The sequence below is a fragment of the Mycoplasmopsis ciconiae genome (assembly GCF_036350065.1).
In the GTDB taxonomy this organism is placed as follows: domain Bacteria; phylum Bacillota_I; class Bacilli_A; order Mycoplasmatales; family Metamycoplasmataceae; genus Mycoplasmopsis; species Mycoplasmopsis ciconiae.
Window position 1 is genome coordinate 1 of the sequence record NZ_JAZDWZ010000011.1, and the last position, 23310, is coordinate 23310.

The 23310-nt window shown below is 28.5% G+C and carries 15 protein-coding genes; 2 read left to right on the forward strand and 13 right to left on the reverse strand.

The features are described from left to right. From V2E24_RS03210 to V2E24_RS03220, 3 genes are all read right to left on the reverse strand, one after another. Nucleotides 1-655 (reverse strand): restriction endonuclease subunit S (locus V2E24_RS03210; RefSeq protein WP_330500983.1); only part of this gene is annotated, 655 nt, incomplete at its 3' end. A gap of 118 nt (nt 656-773) precedes the next feature. Further along, nucleotides 774-1700, reverse strand: coding sequence for a site-specific integrase (locus tag V2E24_RS03215; RefSeq protein ID WP_330500984.1), 927 nt, complete (start codon nt 1698-1700; stop codon nt 774-776). Between the two features lie 241 nt (nt 1701-1941). Then, the gene (locus V2E24_RS03220) at nt 1942-2922 is read right to left on the reverse strand and encodes an aspartate--ammonia ligase (RefSeq protein WP_330500985.1); all 981 of its coding nucleotides are present in this window, start codon (nt 2920-2922) and stop codon (nt 1942-1944) included. Between the two features lie 206 nt (nt 2923-3128). Between V2E24_RS03220 and V2E24_RS03225 the strand changes: the two genes are divergently transcribed. Further along, nucleotides 3129-3827: a PQ-loop domain-containing transporter gene (locus V2E24_RS03225; protein WP_330500986.1), complete on the forward strand. Its 699-nt coding sequence runs from the start codon at nt 3129-3131 to the stop codon at nt 3825-3827. Nucleotides 3828-3861: 34 nt separating this feature from the next. Here the strand turns inward: V2E24_RS03225 and V2E24_RS03230 are convergent, their stop codons facing one another. The 10 genes from V2E24_RS03230 to V2E24_RS03275 all read right to left on the reverse strand — a co-directional run bounded on the left by V2E24_RS03230 (nt 3862) and on the right by V2E24_RS03275 (nt 21300). After that, nucleotides 3862-4020: a hypothetical protein gene (locus V2E24_RS03230; RefSeq protein ID WP_330500987.1), complete on the reverse strand. Its 159-nt coding sequence runs from the start codon at nt 4018-4020 to the stop codon at nt 3862-3864. An 84-nt stretch (nt 4021-4104) separates the two neighbouring features. Then, complete coding sequence (gene rplA / locus V2E24_RS03235) at nt 4105-4800, reverse strand: 50S ribosomal protein L1 (protein WP_330500988.1); 696 nt, start codon at nt 4798-4800, stop codon at nt 4105-4107. A 2-nt stretch (nt 4801-4802) separates the two neighbouring features. Beyond that, entirely contained in the window at nt 4803-5396 is a 594-nt protein-coding gene (gene rplK / locus V2E24_RS03240) for a 50S ribosomal protein L11 (RefSeq protein WP_330500989.1), read from the reverse strand. Nucleotides 5397-5675: 279 nt separating this feature from the next. Then, the gene (locus tag V2E24_RS03245; protein ID WP_330500990.1) at nt 5676-7034 is read right to left on the reverse strand and encodes an ABC transporter ATP-binding protein; all 1359 of its coding nucleotides are present in this window, start codon (nt 7032-7034) and stop codon (nt 5676-5678) included. Next, entirely contained in the window at nt 7018-8235 is a 1218-nt protein-coding gene (locus V2E24_RS03250; protein ID WP_330500991.1) for an ABC transporter ATP-binding protein, read from the reverse strand. The genes V2E24_RS03245 and V2E24_RS03250 overlap by 17 nt, the downstream gene beginning before the upstream one ends. Before the next feature lie 3 nt (nt 8236-8238). Next, a complete protein-coding gene (locus V2E24_RS03255; protein WP_407940497.1) occupies nt 8239-9225 on the reverse strand; it encodes an ABC transporter permease in 987 nt (328 codons plus the stop codon). A gap of 50 nt (nt 9226-9275) precedes the next feature. Then, on the reverse strand, nt 9276-10331 hold the full coding sequence (locus V2E24_RS03260) for an ABC transporter permease (RefSeq protein ID WP_330500993.1): 1056 nt from the start codon (nt 10329-10331) through the stop codon (nt 9276-9278). Beyond that, the gene (locus V2E24_RS03265; protein WP_330500994.1) at nt 10331-13318 is read right to left on the reverse strand and encodes an ABC transporter substrate-binding protein; all 2988 of its coding nucleotides are present in this window, start codon (nt 13316-13318) and stop codon (nt 10331-10333) included. The genes V2E24_RS03260 and V2E24_RS03265 overlap by 1 nt, the downstream gene beginning before the upstream one ends. An 8-nt stretch (nt 13319-13326) precedes the next feature. Next, entirely contained in the window at nt 13327-18561 is a 5235-nt protein-coding gene (locus tag V2E24_RS03270; protein ID WP_330500995.1) for a PDxFFG protein, read from the reverse strand. A 36-nt stretch (nt 18562-18597) separates the two neighbouring features. Beyond that, on the reverse strand, nt 18598-21300 hold the full coding sequence (locus tag V2E24_RS03275) for a hypothetical protein (protein ID WP_330500996.1): 2703 nt from the start codon (nt 21298-21300) through the stop codon (nt 18598-18600). Between the two features lie 348 nt (nt 21301-21648). On the opposite strand from V2E24_RS03275, the gene V2E24_RS03280 reads away from it, so the two are divergent. After that, on the forward strand, nt 21649-23211 hold the full coding sequence (locus tag V2E24_RS03280; RefSeq protein ID WP_330500997.1) for a hypothetical protein: 1563 nt from the start codon (nt 21649-21651) through the stop codon (nt 23209-23211). Nucleotides 23212-23310 lie beyond the last annotated feature (99 nt).

A 23310-nucleotide genomic window follows, 5' to 3' on the forward strand; every position in this document is an offset into this window, starting at 1 on the left:
TGAATCTAATTTTTGGCTTACTCTCTGATTCAGAGACAAACATTTTATCTAATAATGAGGTTTTTATTTGGGTTAGAGAAGCTAACTTACGCTGATTAAGTGTGATGAGAGAGTTTAAATTTGTAAATAAATCAGCTATTTTTGTTTGTTCATTTTTATCTTTGGTCACCATAAAAATGAAGTCTTCGATATCACGACCAGAAAAATTTGGCTGAGCTCCAACGGATAGTTTTGTAGCCAATAATTTGTTAAAATCATCTGTTTGTAATAATGTGTAAAGATAATTATAAATATAATTGATATTTCTCTGAAATAGACCTGTACGTTGGTTTTGATAATAAATTTCATTTTTTGTTGTTTTATATTGAGCGATCTTACCTGCTGTAGCGCCAGACATAGCGATTAGTATATCGTCATGATTGATTTCAAAATCAATTAAATCATTTCTGTAATCTGTGTATACAAAATCACCACCTATTGTATTATTGCTAAGTATATTTGAAATACGAACAATTTTTAAACCTGTTTTTTTGTATTGTTCTTTTGAAAAAGCATACCCGCCTCTAAGTTTTGTTACATTACCTAGACTTTGTTGTTCCCAATCATTCACAAAACCTTTAAATCTAATTTGAGGCACTTTATCTAATTTTGTCATATCTACACCACCATAAACGCAATAAATATTAATAATTATATTTTAACCCAAAGCATTAGCCAAATAAAAATGCACATAATCACGAATTATGTGCAGATTCTTCATCAGATGATTTTTATTAAATTAATGAAGATAAAGATCTCATAACTAGATCTATATCTTGGTTTTCTAATTCTTGAATAATGTGTAAATATACTTTTTGAGTGGTTGACATTGATGAATGCCCTAATCTTTTAGCGACGCTACCAACAGAAACACCAGCATATAATAAAACAGATGCATGCGTATGTCTTAAACCATGAATGCTAATAACAGGTATTTTAGCTTGCATACATCTTTTTTTAAGGGTTACATTAGCTGTTGAATTGTATATTTGCCGATTAACAAATATCGGTTGATCATAAGGTAAATCTTTAACTAAATTTGAAAACTGTGAAGATACCATTCAATCTAATTGTATTTTACGCATTGATGATTTATTTTTAGTTGGTTGAAATGTATTTGTTTCTTTATAGTCTCATGTTTTGTTAATTGTCATAATTTGCTTGCTAAAATCAAAATCTTGTGGAGTAACCGCTATAGCCTCAGAAAATCTAATGCCAGTTTTGGCTATTAGCAAAATTAATCAATCCATATTCGGTTTGTTTTCAGTTAATTTAAGTTGTTTTAATAGTGCATGTAATTCAAATTGATTTAAAAATTTCGGTTTTTTAGGTTTAGGTGCCATGCCCTTTATAATGACTTTTCATGTTGGGTCTTTTTTAATTAAACCTTCATCCAAAGCGTCTAATAAAGATGATTTTAAATGTCTGTGGAAGTCCATTGTTGTTTGTTTTTCGTGTGTTAAGGCAAACTCATTTAATATTTGTTGATATTTAATTCTATCAATATCGGCTATTTTTAATTTTGGAGCTATTTTTCTTATTCATCCTAGTGATAAATAATATTTTTTAAGAGTTACGTTTCTTACAGCTCCTTCTTTATAAATTGTGATTCAACTTTCAAAATATTCGTGAAATAATATTTTAGGTGGTCTTTTATACATATTTGTTACCTTTCTTGTTTATTCTAACTGATGAAGAAATTTAACTAATACTCTTTTAAAACAGTAACAAAGGTAAAATTTGTAAGCTATATTTTTAAATACCATTACTTTAATTTTAATTTTTTAATTACTTTTTTATATATGATGTTGAATTTAATCGGGAAATTTTTAATATTTTTAGAAGATTAAGATTTTGTTTGTCTTAAAAAATAAAAACTGAGCATAGCTCAGTTTTATCATTCTAAAGTAATTCAATATTGTTTTGTTTACAATATTCAATAGTTTGATCATCTCACGCAGAAACTTGTACTTCACCAATGTGTTTTTTCTCTAAAAGAATCATACTTAATCTACTTTGACCAATTCCTCCACCAATAGTTAAAGGTAATTCATTTTTAACTACCTGCATGTGGTATTCGGCAATTTTATCTTCTGAAATTTGTAAGTATTCTTTTTGTTCAATAATTGATTTTTCATCAACTCTAATACCCATAGATGATATTTCTAATGCTGCGTCATTTTCTTTATCATATAAAATTAAATCACCATTTAAATTTCAATCATCATAATCAAATGCTCTTCTTGAGTGCTCTTGGCTATCTGGCAACTTGTACCCTACACCAATTACAAAAAACGCTTTAACTTTTCTGGCAAATTCTGTTTCTCTTTGATCTGGTGTTAAATTTGGGTATAAATCATATAGCTCTTGAGAAGTTATAAAAGTAATTTTTTCAGGAAAATCGTATGTTAAAACTGGAAAATCAACAACCAATTCTCTTTTGACAAATTTAATTGATTCATAAATCTTTTCAACTATGCTTTTTAAAAATTCAACATTTCTATCTTTACGATCAATGACCATTTCTCAATCTCACTGATCAACATAGTATGAATGTTTATAATCTAAATCTTCCTCACGACGAATGGCGTTCATATCTGTATAAATACCTTCATATAAGTCAAATTTGTATTTTTTTAGTGCTGTTCTTTTTCATTTAGCTAATGAGTGAACAACTTCAAAAACTTCATCTGTATGTTTAGGTGTAAAAACAACAGGTTTTTCCCCATTTAAACCGTCGTTAATTTTTAGCGCACTTTTAACGAATAAAGGCGCACTAACTCTAGTTAAATTAAGACGTTTGTAAATTTGCTTTGTAAAAGCAAATTTTAAGTCTTGAATTGCGTGTTGAGTTTGTTTTATATCTAATTTTGATTTATACATGTTTACCTCAATGTTTTTAATACATTAATTTTATATTAAAAATAATTATTGCATTGTATAAAAAAATAAATCTGTTGTTTTTTTATACAAAAATATTAAATAAAGCGCTTTTAAGAGTAAAAAATATAACTTTTGGATTTTTCCTTATTTTTTGCTATTATTTTTTTTGTTTTTTAGTATATATAAAAAAAGGTATAATTTTTTTTATGCTAGAAACTTTTATCAATGTTATATCTTGAATAACAGTTATAACAACGCCAGCCTTAAGTATTCCACAGTTACTCAAATTATTAAAAGACAAAAAAACAGGAGAAGTTAATTTTATTTCATTCTGAGTAACTCACTTTGGGATTTTTATATGGCTTTTATGGGGTGTTTTTTCAACTAGTTCAAGTCCTTTTATTCAAAAAAATGTTGTAATTGCTGATGGAATTGCCTTGATATTAAGTGGAATAACAATGTTCTTACTTTATTTTTATGTTCCAAATAAAAATAAAAATCATGTAATTGGAGCAAGTTTGGTTGTTCTGGCTACATTTATTGCTGCAATTGGTTTAATTGTTTATTATTTTGTTTATCCTTCTATGAGAATTTCAGTTCAACAATCACTAGTGTTTGGTTTTATTGCACCTGCATTTACTACCTTCGCTTTTGTTCCTCAATTGATTACATCAATTAAAACTAAGAATTGAAAAGGTGTTAGTTCATGATTATACTTCTTATTTGTAGTCAATAATATCGTATGAATTTTATTCTGAATACTTAATTTAGTGCAAACTAAAGGTACTGAAACTCACTTATATGCGGGATTAGTATGACAAATTATTTCTTTATCATTATTTTCATACCAATGAATCGCAACACTTTATTACAACAGAAAAGACAAATTATTACAAAAAAGTTAAATGAAAATGTTGAATGAAAATTCAACATTTTTTATTAAACAATTCCTAACGCAAACGCAACTAAGAATATTAGTACACCTAAACCTATAAGGCCAAAAATAAATTTCAAAATAAATTTAGCTACTTTAAATAAAATGATTAATAAGATAAAACCAACAAAAGCAGCACCTATCCACGAAAAAATACTTAGCATTATTCTCCTTATGACTTTTATTAAATTTTAAAAGATTATAAAAAGCCGCATTGCGGCTTTTTTATAAAATATTTTTAAATTGAATTATTTTTCAATTTTAATTTTAACACTTGGTCCCATTGAAGCACTTACTGTTAAGTTTAACATGTATGTTCCTTTAACAGCTGCTGGTTTTAATTTTTTGATTAAGTTAATTAAAACTTGAGCGTTTTCTGCTAATGCTTCTGTAGGCATTGAAACTTTACCAATCAAAGAGTGAACAATCCCCGCTTTATCTGTACGGTAGTTTGCTTTACCTTTTTTAAGTTCTTCAACAGCTTTTTCAGGAGTAGGTGTAACTGTACCTGTTTTAGGGTTTGGCATTAATCCTTTAGGCCCTAATTTTTTCCCGTATTTTCCTAATAAAGGCATCATTGTTGGGTCTGCTACCATAACATCAAAATCAAAGTCGTCTTCTTTAATTTTTTGTTCTAAAGCTGGTCCATCAACCACAATGTCAGCTCCAGCTTCTTTAGCAGCTTTTTGTTTGTCTACCATGTTTGTTGCAACTAAAACACGAACACTTTTTCCTGTACCATTTGGTAATAATACAGAACCACGTAATTGTTGATCAGCTTTACGAACGTCTAAGTTAAGGTTGAATGCTAAATCGATTGATGCATCGAATTTTGCGTAAGAAGTTTTTTTAGCTAATTCAATAGCTTCAGCTAAATCATAAGCAACGCTTCTATCAAATGATTCACGAGCATTTCTTAAGTTTTTTGATAATTTTTTAGCCATTATTATTTGTCTCCTTCTTCTTCGTGGTGTTTTTCTTCGATTACATTAACTTCAATTCCTTTACCTTTACTTTCGATCATTTCTTCTTGAGCTGCTGCAAGTGCTGCTTCTTTAGCAGCTGCAAAAGCAGCTTCTTTAGCTGCAGCCTTAGCTGCTGCTTTAGCTTTAGCAATATCGTCGTAACCTTCGATTAAAACTCCCATGTTTTTTGCTGTTCCAGCAATAACAGCCATACCAGCTTCAACATTATCTGTGTTTAAATCTACTAATTTGTATTCTGCGATTTGTCTTAATTGATCAACTGTAATTGTTCCAGCGATTGTTGTTTTAGCGTTGCTTGAACCTTTTTGAATTTTAGCTGCTTGTTTAATTTTGAATGATGCAGGTGCTGTAAATAATTTAAAATCAAATGATTTGTCTTTATAAACAGTAATTTGAACAGGAACTGGTTCATTTCCTCTATCTCTTGTTGCGTCGTTGAAAGCTCTTGTGAATTCTGGCATGTTGATTCCAACTCCAGCTAAAGCTGGACCTGGTTTAGCTTGACCAGCAATAAACTCAAGTTTACTTACACGAACTACTTCTTTTTTTGCCATAAGTAATATCCTTTCGATAATGTGGTACTAGCGATATTTATTAATTATCTTCCACTAGTTAAAGGCAATTTTTAATTGCTTTTTTATTATAAATAATTATTTAATTTATTAAAGTCGATTTTTAGAATAAATTTTTTAATTACTTTTTGCCAATATTGTTGTTCGCAAGTTAAATAAGTAAATTTTTATTTTTTTATTTGGTTAATTTATTTCAATGTTTAGTAAAAGTTAATTTTAAAATTAAAAAAATATCAGTTTTTTTTGACTGATATTTTTAGATTATTTTGAAGTATTTATTCACTCTTGAACTTCTTCTTTAGTCCCTAAAACATAATGTTCATCGGCAACTTTTATTCACTCAGGTTGAACTTCGTCAGAATAATTATGAATAGATGGATCATATAAACTTTTGATTAAACTTGTTTTTATTGATTCAATTGATGGGACCGCATCTAACAAGCTACGTGTATAAGGGTGAATTGGGTTTTTGACAATTTCTTCTGTTTTTCCAACTTCCAATAAAACCCCTTTATTCATAACGGCAATTCTATCAGAAATGTACTCAACCATTCTTAAATCATGGGCAATAAATAAAATTGTTAAATTATATTTATCTTTTAAATCATTAAAAATATTAACAACCTGCGCTTGAATTGACACGTCTAGCGCAGAAATAGGTTCATCAGCTACTAATAACTCAGGACGTAAAATAACTGATCTACTAATCCCGATACGTTGTTGTTGACCACCACTAAATTCTAATGGGAATCTTTTTAAAACCGATTCATCCAAACCAACACTTTTTAGAATGTCAATAACTAAAATGTCTCTACATTGAGCTTCGCTTCAATTAGATTCAATTTCTCTTTTATTTTTTTCGTTTCTGAAATATTCTAAAACTTGAGAATCGCTAATTTCTTTAGAGACTTTCTCAAATAAATCTTCATATAAAACTTTAAAGGCAGTTATTGAGTCTATATTTAATTGTACGTTTGTTTTATCGAAAAAATCTTTGTTATAAACGTCTGGATTGAATTTATGTAAGCTTTTGTAAATTTCAGCAAATACCCTTTGATCTTGGTTGTATAAGTAAATTTCCTTAGCGTTTTTAGTATTGTATAAACCTTCGCTAACAACAGCTTTAACATTAACGTGCGGATTAAGAGAGTTAGCTGGATCTTGGAAAATCATTTGAACTTTGTTGATTACAAATTGCTCAATTTCTTTATATTCTTTTAAGGATTTTCCGTACTTAAATCCTCTTGAAAGTTTTTTGGGTAAAACCTTATCTAATAATTTAATTTCACCAAAAGAGTAATTATTTAAACCAACTAACGCTTTTCCGGTTGTACTTTTACCACTACCACTTTCACCAACTAAACCTAATACCTCTCCTTTATAGATGTTTAGGTTCATATCAGTAACAGCTCTAAAAGCTTTAGAACCACTACCGTAAGTTATATCAACATGTTTTAACGACGCTAAAACTTCTCTACCTTTAGTATCATTCATCATTTGTGTTGTACCAGGTATTTCTACTCTAGCTGTATTATGTTTTAAAAAACCTCACTTTTTTTTGACTTCTGTATATACATTTAAATTTTCAGGAGCTTGAATTATATTATGATTCTTTTTCATTTTCAAATTCCTTTCATAACTTTTGTATTACTTTTGGAGGTTCAAATTGAGGAGCTCTCTCATCTAAAAGCGCTGATTTTACTCTATGAGTTTCTGAAACTCAATAAAAATTAGGCTCATGATGGAAATCTACATCTAAAGCATAGTCGTTTCTAACTGCAAAAGCATCACCTTTTACATTGTTTAAGTTAGAAGGTACGCTTCCTCTAATTGTGCTAAGTCTATTACCTTTATTTAAATCCGGCATACTTAGAATTAATCCCCATGTATATGGGTGTTTTGGGTTTTTAAGAATTTCTTTTGTTGTTCCTTCTTCAATTATTTGTCCTGCATACATAATGCTTATATAATCACTAATACTTGCAACGACACCTAAATCGTGAGTAATGAAGACAATTGATAATTTAAGTTTTTGTTGCAATTCTTTAATGACCTCTAAAACTAAACCTTGAACCGTTGGATCAAGCGCAGTTGTAGGCTCGTCCATAACAAGAATTTTTGGTTCTAAGGCAACAATAGAAGCAATAACAACCCTTTGGATCATTCCACCAGACATTTCGTGAGGATAAAGTTTCATAACCGCTTCAGGATCGTTGATTTTAGTTAATTCTAAAAATTCAACAGCTCTTTTATATGCTTGTTTACGATTTTCTACAACTTTGTTAATTAACATACCTTCAATGATTTGTTCACCAACTTTCATTGTTGGATTAAGCGTAGACATAGGGTTTTGGAAAACAGCAGAAACCACTTTTCCACGGTATTTTGATTTTTCTCATTTAGAAAAATCAAAATGCTCAACGTTATTATTATAAAGTTTGACCTCTCCTGAATCAATTACAGCATTATCTCCGGTTAATCCATAAAGTAAGCTAGTAATGACACTTTTACCACTACCACTTTCACCGATAATAGCATGAACTTTTCCTTCATAAATTTTTATAGAAGGACCTCTTAAAACTTTATTTTTTTCTCCGGGTCTTGCTGGGTTAGTGAAACTTAAATTTATATCTTTAATTTCTGCAGCTATTTTTAATTTTTCACCATTAGAAAATTCTTGATATTGCACATTTTTCATGAAATTTTCTCAATCAAATGCACTATTTCTTTGTTTTCATTTGTCTTTAAGGTTATTAATTAACAAACAAGGTTTTTTGATAAATTTTTTGGTGTTTTTTACAATACAAAATTTTTGTTTCATTTCTTACCTTTGTCTTCTTAATGAATCTTGAATACTTGCACCAATTAATTGAACACTTGCAGTAATTAAAATTAAAACACCAGAAGGAATAAATACGTATCTTAAAAATTGTGGGAATTGTTTTTGACCATCAGAAATAAGATTACCCAATGTAGGAACATCGTCAATAGCCAATCCGATAAAAGCTAATGAAGTTTCACTTAAAATAACTCCAGGAATTGTAAAGACTAATTGTGTAATTAAAATCGGTAAAATAACAGGAATATAGTTTTTAAGGATTTTTCATGTTGGTGTTCCTAAAACTTTAGACGCTGCTACTCATTCCAAGTTTTTAGCTCTTTTTACCTGCGCTCTAATTTGGTTAGCCATACCCGTTCAACTAGTTAAACTTAAACTAAAGACTATAACTCAAAAACTAGGACTAACAACAATTGTCATCAAGATCAAAATTAAAATCGTTGGCACAACTGAAATAATTTTGATGATAAAAGTCATAAATTTATCAAATCTATCGAATTGACCCATCATCACACCAATAGTAATTCCTATAGCTACCTCAATAATAGTTACCATGAATGCTAAAGCTAAACTATATCTTAAACCATGTCATAACCTAGCTCACAAATCACGTCCTTGGTCATCAGTTCCTAATAGATGGTAAATTCCTTTAGAGTCTGTGTAATTGAATAATTGGTGTCTTTCGTCAATGTTGGTTGCGTTAGGATCTTGAGTTGTAAATGGAATAATAAAAGCCAAAATAATAACTAAAACAATAACTAAGAAACCAAAAACTCCAGCGAAGTTTTGTGAATAACGATAAACAAATTCCTTAAATATTTTAGTTTCGCTTTTCATATGAAGTGTTTCATTCATATCAAAAGCATCTCCAACCATTTTTCAACTTTGGTAATTAAATGGTTGTAAAAATGGGTTTGGTGCTAAATCTTTATTTTCTTCGTTAGTTTGACCTAATGATTGCTTAGCTTTCATATTGGCTAGAACTCGATTAGCTCAACTTTTAAATTTATTATCTTTTTTCATTAGCTTCCTCTTCTTCTAACTCTTGGGTCGATTATTTCATAAAGAATATCTCTTGCTGTATATGAAAGTATTGTTAATAACGCAAACATAACAATCAAGAATAAAATAACGTTGTAATCTTTAGATTGAATAGCTTGTAAAAGTGTCGCACCACTACCACTAATAAAGAATATTTGTTCAATAAAAATACTTCCTAAGAAAGAACCAAAAATTACCGCAGGGAAAAATGTTGCAATCGGGAATAAAGAAGGTTTTAAAGCATGTTTTCAAACAAATCTATTTTTTGAAAGCCCTTTAACATAGGCAAATTTAGCATGCATAGAATTAAGTTCTCTATTCAATTCGGTTCTTATATATTTAACATAAACAATGATACTTCCTAAACTTAAGGCTAATCCAGGTAGTATGTATGTTAAAAAGTCGTTTTCGTCAAAAATGTAAGGAATTTTTACTAATCTTCCTAAAAACACTAAAAATAAGGCAAAAACAATTGAAGGTACACTTGAAAAAATACTTACTATAACTGTTGCAGCATTATCAATAAATTTACCTGGATTTTTACCTACAACTATTCCTAAAGGAATTCCAATAACAATAGTTAATAAAACACTAAAAATACCAACTAAGAATGATTTATAAAATCTAATTCAAATAAAATCATTTATTTTTTGACCAGGGAATAAACTTAAACTTATTCCAAAATCACCTCTAAGTAAGTTCTTTAAGTAAATAAAATATCTTTCGTAAACTGGTAAATTTAGTCCGTATTTTATTTCTATAGCTTTTCTTGAAGCTTCATCTTGACCAGCTGTTAATGCGTTACTTCCAGGAATAGCATTGATTAAAAAGAATGTAATAGTAACCACAATTAAACAAACAATAATAAACTCAGAAATAGTTTTGAAAGTTTTGATTAACCCTTTAATTAAAGGAGAATCAATAGCGAAATTTTTCTGAGTAAATGTTAATTTTTCTTTTCTCTTTTTTGAGAAAACTATCTTATTTGAATTTAACTCGTATGTGTTATTTTTGTATAACAGTTTCTCTTTTTTCATTAACCCTCCCTTTTTCTTGGTAAACCACTTCTAGGTGGATTTGTATAATCATATGCATACTGAAGTGAGAATCTAAATAAACTTGATACTCCACCAACTTTTGTTACTTCTCAGTTAGTATCCACTTCCATTAATGGAATAACAAACCCTCCATCACGCACTATCTTTTCTAAATCACCAATAAAGACAAAAACTTGTTCATCATTTCAACCAGCTTCTTTTTGTTCTTCACTAAAGTTGTAAGAGAAGAATTTATTTAGCCTTGCGGTATATTTATTGATATCTTCATCATCACGAATAAATGCTAAATCAATAAATTGATTTCAGTTTCTTTGTGAAATATTTAATCTGTTTCTTGTTTGCTCGCTTAATTTAGATAATTCTTCCAAGCTAAAGTTATTGTTAAAATAACTTGCCACAGCGTGTTTTAGTTTAGAGACTTTTAAATTAACTTCATCAGTTGTTAATGAATCTAAAATATCACTAACAAATACATTATTTAAAACTTTGGCATTTAATTTTGGATAATTAGCCAAAATATATTCTCTAATTTGGTTTGCATGATTTTTAGAGAATAATGTTTTTTCAAAATAATTTGGGTTTACATTAGATTTTTTTAATTCCTCAGTTAAACCTAAGGCTTCAATAGCTGCGTTTATAGCGCTAATATATTCTTGAATAACTAAAGAATAATTTCCTACTTGTGCATTTTCCATATTTTCCATGAAAATATCAATTAAATATGATGCATAAGTGTATGAACCTGAAGGATTATCTTTAAATCCAATTGTTTTTTGAGTAAATTTATCAATTTCGTCGCTTTTGAAAAATGCAGCTACGTAATCTTGAGGACCATTTCCACCGATTCTGTCGTAATTTTGATAAACAATATCAAAATCACCTTTTTCCATAAATTCAACAAATGTATTTTCAGGAAGCGACTTAATGTCAATTTTTATAAAGTCATCAGTAACAACCTTAAGTTGCTGTCTTAAATATTGACCAGCCTTTTTTTGCTCATCTGTAGAATTATTTAAAAATTTAAGTGTTATACCACTTTCTTTTAATTCAGGGTGTTTTGCTTTAAATCTATCTAAATAGAATTTAGCAGTTTCAATATCATATGTGATATCACCCCTTTGTGTTTTTTCAAATTTAAAGACTTTAGCTAATTTGACAATATAATCATTGTTTTGAATTGGGTATGATTTATCGTTTTTAGCCTTAGCTTCTGATCCGTCAAAAAAGTTTTCGAGGTTTCTTCCGTCACTTAATTTACTTTGACCATAAGCTGTTCATGTGTTAACTGGGAAAGAAAAGTCTCAACCAACACTTCTTAATAAATCTTCCCTATTTATAGAGAAATAAATAGCATTTCTTAAATCTTGATCTTGTAAATAACTATTAGCTTTTGTTTGATTATCTAAATTAAAACCATAACCAATTGTTCCATAACCATAAGTTTTATTCAAGAATGTTTTACCTACTGGATCAGATCAGTATTGGTTAATTTTGTTAGCTGGTATTTGAGTTTGAGAGATGTATCCATCATCAAACAATGTTGAATTAACTGTTCTGTCGGTTGAAAAGAAAATTTGTATTTTGTTGCTTATAGTATTATCAGCATCATAATAATCAGGATTTTTTGTTAAAACAATTTTACCTTGAGGACCAAAAACAACATCCCCTGGTTTAACATAAAAGGCTCCTGTAGTTAAAAATTTATCTGGTTGACTTCCATACTCATCAATTCCACCAGCTTGATTTTCAACGTAGCTTCTATTTATTGGAAATATATTGCTTGCGATATTGAAAACTAAATAACTTAAATTTGGTGTTTTGTTTGAATCAAAAATCATTGTAAAAGAAAATCTATCATAACTTAAGGATTTAATTTCGCTTGTAATTTCCCCGTTAGTAAAAATATATTCTTGATAAGGATTTACGTATGGATTTTTAATTAAGACAATATCGTAAATTTTTCCTTTTTTCTCTATTTTAAAAGGTTGTTGGTCTAAATTAATATCAAAATCAGGATTGTTTTTTAAATTATTATTAATTTCATCAATAGAAAAATCTAAAAATAACTGACCTGTATATAAACCAAACTCTTTAGCTGCTTTTTTGATTGCCTCAACCTCAGCCACGTCTATAGGCTGGTTATTTTCATCAAATGTTTGACTTTGTCAAACGTTTTGTGTTGGAACTTGAATAAATTCAGTACCATCAACATCTCATGGGGCTTTTTGGTAATCGTATAAACCTCATGGGTTTTTATAAACTTTATTAAATTTTTTAATGTAGTTCTTTTGTGCATTGACAAATTCTTCAGATTGTCTTATACCATATTTGATAACTTTATCAGTGTTTTGGCTACCGGTATTAATATCTAAAATATATTGGAAATAGCTTCTAATATCTTCAGCAGTAACAACTTGCCCATTACTTCAAAAGTTTTTAGAATTATTCATAACACCTGTAAAAGCTGAATAATTATTAGTATTTACAGGGTTTCTAAATCCGTACATACCAGATGATCTAGTAGCGTCCCCGCCTTCAGTAGATCTAGCCAATCCACCTAAAAGTCCAAAGTTGTCGATTGAGTAAAAAGCACTTGAAACTGCTCCATATCCTCTTTCGTTTTTTAGGCTATTTTTTTGACTTTGGTAAATCTCATCAAAATTAGCGCTTTTTACTTGATTTGGTGTATCTAATAAAACTAAATTAAGTGCTCCTGTAGGAATGATTGATTTTAGTGAACTTGTAGGTCCTGTTTTTAAAAAAGGCTCAACTAAAGAAGGCAAGACTCTATCAACAGATCTATATTTAACGTAGTTTAAATTGTTCAATGGGTCTGCAGCTAAACCAAAATCGTAATTTTTTGATAAAGATGTCCCACTTTGGTTAGAAACACATGCTACAACAGATAAAGGCGCTAATGAGAAAGAACCTAAAACTGCTATATACTTAAATAATTTATTTTTCATCTTACCTCCTATCCATTTATATTAAATTGGTGATCAACCTTAATAATAGATTTGTTTTGATCTGTTGGGTCTTTAACTACTTTTATTGGCGAAGTACTTAAATCTTTACCGTTTTCGCTGATTGTATTTAAACTTCCTAAGTGTATGTCAGCAACAAATTGTTTATTAGCATCCACAAATTCGAATGAATAATCGTGTCCTGGTTTTAATAATGTATCTCTATATTTTGACATTAAAGCATAGTCACTAATTCAGCTGGTGTAGCCAAAGTCTTCAATAGTTTTTTTAGAGTTAATATCACCTTGTTTTTCAAGGTAGAAAATATTATTAGTTTTATCTGTATTTACTGGTAAATAAAGAATTTCGGTTGTATTTTTGTCCACAAATTTAATGTATTTAATTTTATTAGCAACTTCCAATGGAACATAACCATACATAGCAACAGCATCTAAATCTTTGTTTCTGTATAATCCAGAAATATAACGATCTCCAACACCATAACTTTTAAGTTGTGAAACAAAAAATGCTTTAGGACGTGAATTAACTTTATTCCCTTCAAAGTCTAAGATTCTGATTTCGTCGTCAATAATAGGATTTAATTTATCGTCATAAAGTTCCATGCCAATTACTTCTTTTTGAACTTTATCTCTAAAGAATCCGTTACTTCTAGCAGCAAAAGTACCAAATAATGAATTTTGTAATCTGTCACTATTTGCTCAAATATCTACGTTGTATAAACTACCAGCAATTGTTTCAATAGCTGTTTCGATTTTATCTAATGTTTGTTGTCTTAATCTCGAAATCTCTTTTTGTGTTTCTTCTAATTCTTTAGAAACATTTTCGTATTCTTCTGTTTCACGAATTAAAGAATCTAAACGAGCCTGTAATTCATCAGATTTTTTAACTAATTCAGCTGTAGATAAGTTAAATTCATTAATTAACTCAATTCTTCTTTGTCTTAATTGTTGATATGAACTATTTAAAACTCCAACTCTATTAGCTTCATTTATTTCGCTTTGAGGAATTAACTTTTCGTTTCAGATTCTTAATTCTCTACCATCTACCACATAATCAAGAGCAGTATTTTGCTCATTTACATTTTTAATGTAAGAAGGTAATTCTTTAAAATCAACATCAGAAGGAACAAAAGTAGTTTGGACATAATCTCTTGTTAAACTTTCGGCAATACTATAAATGTAGTCAGTTATTTTATCATTTAGAAGCGGTTCAGTTCTTGAGAGGTTGTAATTTATAACATCAGAACTAGGTGTACCGTCATTAAATAATGAAAAGAAGAAATCACCATATTGAACTGGGCTAGATTTACCAAAATCTCTAACAACCATAAATCCACCTAAAAGGAAATAAAGGTCGTTTGAATCTAAATTCTCAACTGCTCTAGGATCTTGTGATAATGATTTAATAAACTCGTTTATTATTTTTTGAACATCGTTAACATCAAAAGCTAAAACATCTTCAGGATCAAATAATTGTTTATCTTCGTAAAAGCTCTTTCACGCACCAGCAGCAACATCAATTCCGTATTCTTTACTTAAAATTGCTTGATTTTGAACTAGTTCAGTTGCAGGATTAAAGTCTTTTACAGCCATAAAAAACGAACTTCTTCTAAAGTTTAACATTAACAAGTTAGCTGCTTGTTGTTCGTCTAAAGTGATATTTTTGTCATTTTGGTACTCAGATATAAATTTGTTTATATCGAATTTAGTTTTTACATATTCAACATCTCAATCATATTCAGGTCTAAGAATTTTTGAAATAGGGTTTAAAACTATTTTTTTAGTTGCTTTTGAATAATCTATTGAACCAAAAGTGAATAAGTCTTCTCAAGTATCAAACAATAATGTGTTAGTTTTTTCAATGCTTTTTTGTTCATTTTGAGTAACTTCTTTTTCAACTTCATGTATTAAGTTAGGGTTGAATGAAAAGTAAAATGGTTCGGCTTCATTTTTAAGGTTTTCCGCAAAAAGATTAATTCCTATTTTTGAAAAAGCATTAAGTCTGTTTTCAGCAAAAGCTAATAAGGTTTCTTGATCTAAAACTCTATTTTTTGAGTCTGTAGCTAAAATGCTTCCACTAGCAGGATTTAGAAGAGAACTAAAAATAGAGGCACTAAAGTTATAAGCAATAAATGTGGAATCAGGCGCGCTTAAGTTATATTGGTCAGCAATTGTTTTGATTGTATTTAACTGTCCTTCTAATGAAGCTAAAAATCTACTTTCTCTAGCTCTTGGGAATGAGAATTTTGATTTTATGTTATTTTGCGAATCAACAAAAGTTAATATTGGATTTGGATTACCTCAGCTAGCATTTGAATTTTGAGCAAAAATATCTCCATAACCTTGTGATAATTGTACATACTGTTGAACTGTATTACCTTTTAAAGCAAAATAACGAAACGCTTTTCTTTCAGAAGTTAATGAGTTAGTTGCAGGATTATATTCAATTGGATTACTTCTTTGAATAATCTGATCAATATAGCTTTGTGGCATTTGTTCTTGGAACATATTAGTTAATTTAACATCTAATTTTCCACCCATGAATGTATTTCTGTCGTTTCAACCTGATTCATAGTAGTTTAAAGTAATAAAATTAGAAATCATTGATTCAACTTCACGAATTCTATCTCTTACATAATCACTTTCATCTAGTGTTAGAACCTCATTTAAAGGTACATTGATAAATGGTGTTCCATCTTCATTTTTAAGATTTATTTTTGTAATTTTTAATCTTATATCATTTGGTCTATCAGGATTTTCAACGATATTCTCGCTTTCAATAAATCTAAAAATTAAGTTTCTGCTTCCGTCCTCGTTAGTTCTAAAATCGTATGGTATTGGTTGATTTAGTCCATCTCTTAATGATGAAACTACTTTTTCTTCATCAGCATTTTGGAAAACTAAATTATTATTTTCATCTAAATATAAAGCTTTTGCTTCAGTTCTGTAAAATGGGTTTAATGTTCCTGAATTGTGATCTAAAGAGTTAGCTAAAAATAGATCCCCAAGTCTAATTCCTTTATCCTCAGCATATTTTTTAAGACCTTCAAAAGTTTGTAAAAATCTTCTATAAGGGTTGCTTATAGTATCAAAAACTGAATCTTTATTTTTTGATCCTCAAACATCTTCAACGGTTTCAGTAACTCACTCACCATTTTTATTTTTAAATTTGAATCTTAAAAATGTTCCTGTAGGAGATATATCTCCAACAGCATTAACTCTGTCATAATCTAAATTAGTTCTAGCTTGTAAATAATTTTTAAGAGCTATATCTGAGTAATATGAACTGTCTGAAATACCACCATTAACACTTATTCCACCAACAATAATTGCGTTATTTTCATTGTCTAACGCTTGTGATTTTTCTAATGTTAAATGGTGTCCATATTCATGCGCTGCAACATATTTTAAAAAGTCTGTTGAAATACCATCGAAATTATCAAGTGTGGCAGCTAAAACTAAAGGGAACCCAATTCTATCGCTATCACTCATTCCTTTATAAGGTCCATTTTCTAGTGAATACTCATAAAAACCTTGCTCATTTAATTTTCTTTCAACGTGTGGTCCGAATTGATTTTTTAGTAAATGAGGGAATTTTTTTGTTACTGTTTCATATAAACCATCATAAGCTTCGTTATAAATTTGATATTTTCTAAAGTTTAGCGGGTCTGATGTTGGGTTTTCTTTTTTCAATAGAACATCCTCAGCACCAACGCTTATAGCTATTGGTTTAATAGCTCCAGGATAGTCAATAGCACTCTTAAATTGAGAAAACTCTTTTTCCTTATCAGCCATGTCAAAAGCGTTATAAGTTAAAATGAATGATCTGCTAGTTTTTGGATTAAAAAGAGTTACATATAAAATAGCATCTTTATTTTCGATATTTTTAATATTTCAAGTTTCTAATTTATCAAAATCAGCTTGATCAAAATTAGGAATTTCATTCGCAGCAATTAATCTGTTTCTGTAAAAATAATTTTGATTATTTTTTGCATCTCTATAAAAAATTATATCTCTGCCAATATAGTTATCTAGATCATATAAATCTAAAAAGTTATGAATGTTTTCTTTAGCTTTATCAGCTAAAACTTTTTCGCTAATAATTGAAGCTTTAGCTAAATTATCTTCGTTTAAAATAATAAACTCACGAGCTTTTTGACCTTGTTCATTGGTGTATTCAAAATTAAATCTAATTTGTTCTACTCCTGAAGTAGAATTTAAAGCTGATACAAGTGTCATCTTTTTAAAGTCGTTGATGGTTAAATTTTGTAACTCTTGATCTAAATCTTTTTTAAGTTCTTCGAGTTTTTGTTCATTTAAATCAGTATTTAAAATTAGGTTGAATCCTTGGGTTTTTAGTGTGCCTTTAGGGTTAGAATAAACATAAAATTCTTTACCAATTAACTTACCTGGCATTGAAATTGAAAAGTATGAGTGTAATCTTCTACCATTTTCACTAGCGGCAACAAAGTTTTTGATAGCACTTGAAAAAGGAATATTTTTTAAGTATGAATCAACAACATCTTTAGATTGTAAATCTGCAAATGTTCTTGTAGCAAAGCTATCTGGAGCATTGTTAGGCCCACTTAGAGTTGAAAAAAGTGGCATTGATCCAAAAAATGCATCTGGGAAAAATTTAATTTCACTTGATTCTTTATGAAGAGTTGAGTGAGATCCTAAAGTAACAGCATTACCATTTTGCTCAACTCCTGGAACAATTCTAAAACTTTCAAGAGTAATTAGATCCGGACCTCAAGCAACATTTTCAATAAATCATTTAGAAAATTCAATAAATTGTTTTGGTTGTACAGCCAAAACATACTCATCAAAAAATGAGAATGATCCATATTTAACTTCTAAAACAAATGACTCATTATAAATATCAAAATATTTATTGAAAAATTCATTAAATGAATATTCTTTTGTGTCATTGTTAAATTTATAAGTGTTTTTTTCTAAATTAAATGATGCGACATTTTTGCTTTTTAAAGGATCTAGAATACTAACTTGTGGTTCTAATTGGTTATTTTGGTTATAGATTAAACTAAAATTATTTGAAAATTTAGTTTTATCAGCAGGAGATAATGCTCCATTACGCTCATCTGAGTGATGAGCATAAATAAACATCGAACCCAATGTTGTAAAAGACCCAGCCGCAATAATTGCTAATGAAAGTAAAACTTTTGCTTTTAATGACATCTTTTTAATTTTTTTCATTTTTTTCATATTTACTTTCCTTTCTAGCTACATTAGCTGTTATTTTTAAAATTGTTTTGAAAATTCTTTTAATCACGCGAGTGTTTGTTGCACTGCTTTTATGTTTGAATAAAGCATAATTAATTCGAATGGTCCAAAGTTATTTTTTGGATTATTAGAATCTTGTGTGTATTGAGATAATCTGAATTTTGTGTATTTTTCGTTTTTGAAGATTGAAATTAATTCTCCATCAGAATTAATTTCTGTATTTAAAAATTCATAGTATTTTTTCATCGCTTCAAGAAGCTGTGGTTTTGTGTTTTGATCTTCAAAGAAATTATTTAAGGCTTTTGCGTATTCAGTTTCTAAATCTTTTAATTTATCAACATAAGCTTTTTTATCACGTTGTGGAGCGTTGAATATGTCTTGACTATAGTCATTAATGTTACGTAAAACAGAATGAGATGAAACTTTATTTTTAAGATTTTCATCAAGTAAATCACGAGCAACACTATCAGCAGTTGTATCGTTTATAAAGTTTTTGCTAATGTTCTCATATTGAGCATTAAGTAAATCTCTTAAAAGTGCATATATTTCTTGCGATGGTATACTTGGTAAATATGATTTTGCTTCTTCATATTTGACTTTATTTAATTGCATTTTATCTTTTTCATCATTTAAAAGTCTTTGACTTTGATTTACAACATATTCCATAGCTGTAAGCGGTGAATATTTTAGTGTTGTTGTTCTGTTATCAACAAAAGAACTTATAACTTCAATAACCACTGTTGATTCATTATTTAAAACTTTAGATAATTCATTTAATTTTTCTAATGAACTCTTATCTGAGTTAAAAATTGATCCAAAAACAGAGTCATAATTATTTACAAATCACTCTAAAATTGCATTTGTATTTTCATTGATATATTCTTGATTTAAATCATTAATTTTTTGAACAAAATTATCTTTTGCTAATTTAGCTTGAACATCTTTTAATACTTTTTCAGAGTTGTTTTGGTTATATTCAGGCAACTTTAATAAATTAGAGATGTTTTGCGCTTGTGAAACATATTCTTCATAAAGTGAAACTGACGCTTGTGAACTTTTATATAATTTTTGGAATCTTGTTAATACCTTGTTGTATTTAAATAACTTATCAAATTCACTTGAAAAAACGTCAATTTCAGCTTTTGCAAAAAATTGATAAAGATTAGTTGCATTATTAATTTCATTATTTAAAAATTGCAATCTTAATAATTTATCAAAAAGACCGATTAAAGCATCTGTGTTTATTTGGTCAATTTCGCTCATTTGTGAATTAATATATGAAAGTAACTGTCCATATTCTTGAGCATTTGCTTGTTGAAGCTGTTGAGCTTTTAAAGTAATTTGTTCTTTAATTTGTTGATTCATTAAAGTAACTGTCTCAATTTGAGAATTATACTTAGCTACAAGTTTTTGTTGATTTTCATTTGTGTATTTATTATCTATTTGTTCAATAAACGAATTTATTTGAGTTAATGTTTTTAATGAATAATTGTATTCAATGTATTTTAAATCATATAAATCATTAATGATTTCTTGATTTTGATCTTTGTTTAAAACGCTAGCAAAATATTTAGCATTATCTTTGTAAAATTTAGAAACTTTTTTTCTAACAGGATCAGTTATATTTAAAACGGTTTTTAATATTTTTTCATCGTTAATTTTTCCATCAATTTCAATTGGCAGAATACTTAAATTACTATCAGCACCTCAAAAAGGATTAAATTTAGTATAGTCATTTGTATGAATAATTTGAGTTAATCAGACTGTATCATTGAATAATTTGAATTTTTGAGTTTGCTCAGCTAAATTTTGAGCTTGTTCGCTCTCTTGCAATAATCCCGATTTAATTAAATTTAATGACGCGATACTATCTTCGTAATTTTTAATTGCGTTAGTATCTGTTGTATTTTGTTTTTTCTCTTGTAAATTATTTATTAATAAATCTAAATTACGTTCATAATATTTGAACATTTGATCCATATATGCTTGTTTATCTTTAGGAGGTAAATCACTAGCTGCTGTGGCATTTGAATAAATAGCAACTTTATTAATGTATGTTGTTAAAAGAAAGAATAAATGACCAAGATCACGTCTATCATCGCTATAATCAGATAAACCTTCTAAATCATTATCCATACCAGCAATAGCCTTTAAATATTCTTCTTCTAATTTTAAAGCACCTAATTTTTCTTTATCAGCTCTTAAAGCTAGCTCTTTAGCGTAAATTATTAATTCTCTTATAACTTTTTTTGGTTCGAAGTTTCTTGAAACCACACCACCAGTAGCTTCTTTTGAAACTTCTTTTAATTGTTCTAATTCAGCCAAAATTTGTTCTTTTTCTTTAGATAATTGCTCATTTAATTCTTTTTGCTCATTAAGATTATCATTAGAGATTTTTAATTTTCCGTCTATTTCATCGAAAGTGCTTGAAACGCCTGCAAGAAATTCAGAAACTAAATCAGAATACAATTTATCAATTTTAATTTTTAAAACATCAAGATCTTGCTCTTGATTTAATTTAGCTAATTCAGCATTATATTTAATAACTAATTCTGGATTTAAACCTGTTTGGTTCATTTTATCAATTAAAGTTGTTAAATGTTCTTTAGTTTTACTAATTTGATCATTCTTATTTTCTTTAGTTTGACATGAGGCGGCTAAAAAACTTGTAGAAAGTACACTAGACGCTATAAAAAGTGGTTTTAATCTTTTAAATCTCATATTTTTTTCTCTTTTCTTAATATTTATAATTAAATTAATTTAAATTTTATTCTTTTTTATCAAAAAACCTAATTTTCGAAAGTAAATTATTATTTTTTTAATTTAACGATTTTTGGCAATATTTTTACAAATAAAAAAATAATAATTTGTCTTTTTAAGATTAAAAAACGAAAGTTAAGGATTAAATCCAAAAAATGAAAATAAGTTATGTTTTAGGGGTAAATTTAAAAAATTTTTATCTTTTATATGCTTATATAAAAAAATTATAATCTGTGTTATTTTGTTTAATGTAGAAATGTTTTTATTTTTCTTTTATATAATTTAATTAGTACAAACAAGGAGACAATTATGAAGAAAAAAATTATTATCCCCTCAATTTTAGTAACAGCATCTACTTTACCATTTGTAGTAGCTTGTTCTCAAGAACAAAAATCTGAAAATCCAAAAACTGAAAAACCTGCTGATCCACAAACACCTCAAAACCCAAACACATCTGGGCAAACTCAAACACAAGGTCAAGGATCAACCTCACAAGAAAATACACAACAAGAAAATAAATTACTTAATGATTATTTAGTTAAAACAACAAATAACTTAGGAACAATTAACCAAGTTAGAGGAGTTATTTCTAAATTTTTATATTTAGATGAATCTAAAAAAACTGAAGTTAATGGTGGTTTATTCACCCAATTAAACAAATTAGCCGGAAGTGACCAAGCAAAAACACAAGCTGTAGAAAAATTTAAAACCGAATTTGTTCCTGCATTCGAAGCTTTAGTTGGTCTTTTTGGTGAAAACGCACAAAAAATACAAAATTACGCTAAGGACTCTGGCGTTGATTATAAAGCTTTAAAGGCTGAATTTAACAAAAAAGCTAATGAAGCTTTTGCTAAAGTTGCTGAAGTAATGAAAGCTTTAGGAATGCAAAATTCATACACTAGCTATAAGGATTTATTAACTGATGAAGCTTTAATGCCTTTAGTAAAAATTAATGAAGGTTTCTGAAACGCTTCAAACAAAGTTATTCCAGCTGGAGCAACATATAATGATTTAGCTAGATTTTTCGAAGCTATTCAAGGGGCTTTAACTTCTTACGCTTCTAAAGAAGATGCCGATTCTACTCAAGTAGTTAAAAACTTTGCTGCAATGCTTTCTTTAATGAGTTTTAGACAAGATTTATTATTTAACGGTGTAATTAATTCACTTGCTTTAGTAGAAATTTCTAAAAATGCTGATCAATTAAGTAAAACATCAGTAGCTAAAACTCTTGAATCTGACAACCTTGCAAAAAGATTTGACGAAGCATATGCATCTATTAAAGAATTAGCTCAAACAGTAACAAAATTAAATAACGAATCATTGACAAAAGAAAAATTAATGGCTTTAGCAGAAAAGTTAAGTGCAAATGAAGCACTTAAAAACTCTGTTTTATCATACGCTAAAAATGTTTATGGAGACGAATCAAACAACCCTGGTTTTGCTAAAAACGGTTTAATTAAGTCATATCAAAACGCAGACGCGGCATTTAAAAAAGTTTTAGGACAAGCGCAACAATTAGATAAAAATGCTTACGCTACTTTAGAAAAATTCCAAGGTGTTTATTTTGATTTAGCAACAACATGAATGGGTGGAGTTGGTATCTTCTTAAATGGACAACAAGTAGCTAACTCAGTTAAATCTTTATCAGAAGTTGACACAACTACTGTTACAGGTTTAAATGAGTCAGAAATGGCAACTTTAAACAAACTTAAAGAAGTGGCTGCTTCAGTAAAAGATTATGGTAAATATGGTTTAGTAAATCAAAAAGTTAGATGAGTTACATCAAAATTACAAGCAATGACAAATGCTTTTGGTCAAACAAGCGAAGCAAATGATAAGTTAGCTTATGTAGAAAACCCAAACTTAAAATAGTAAGTAAAAAATCCTAGAAAACTTCTAGGATTTTTGTTTTTTTAACTTACGCTGATGAAGTGTGATGAGAGAGTCTATATTTTCGAAAAATTTAGAAAC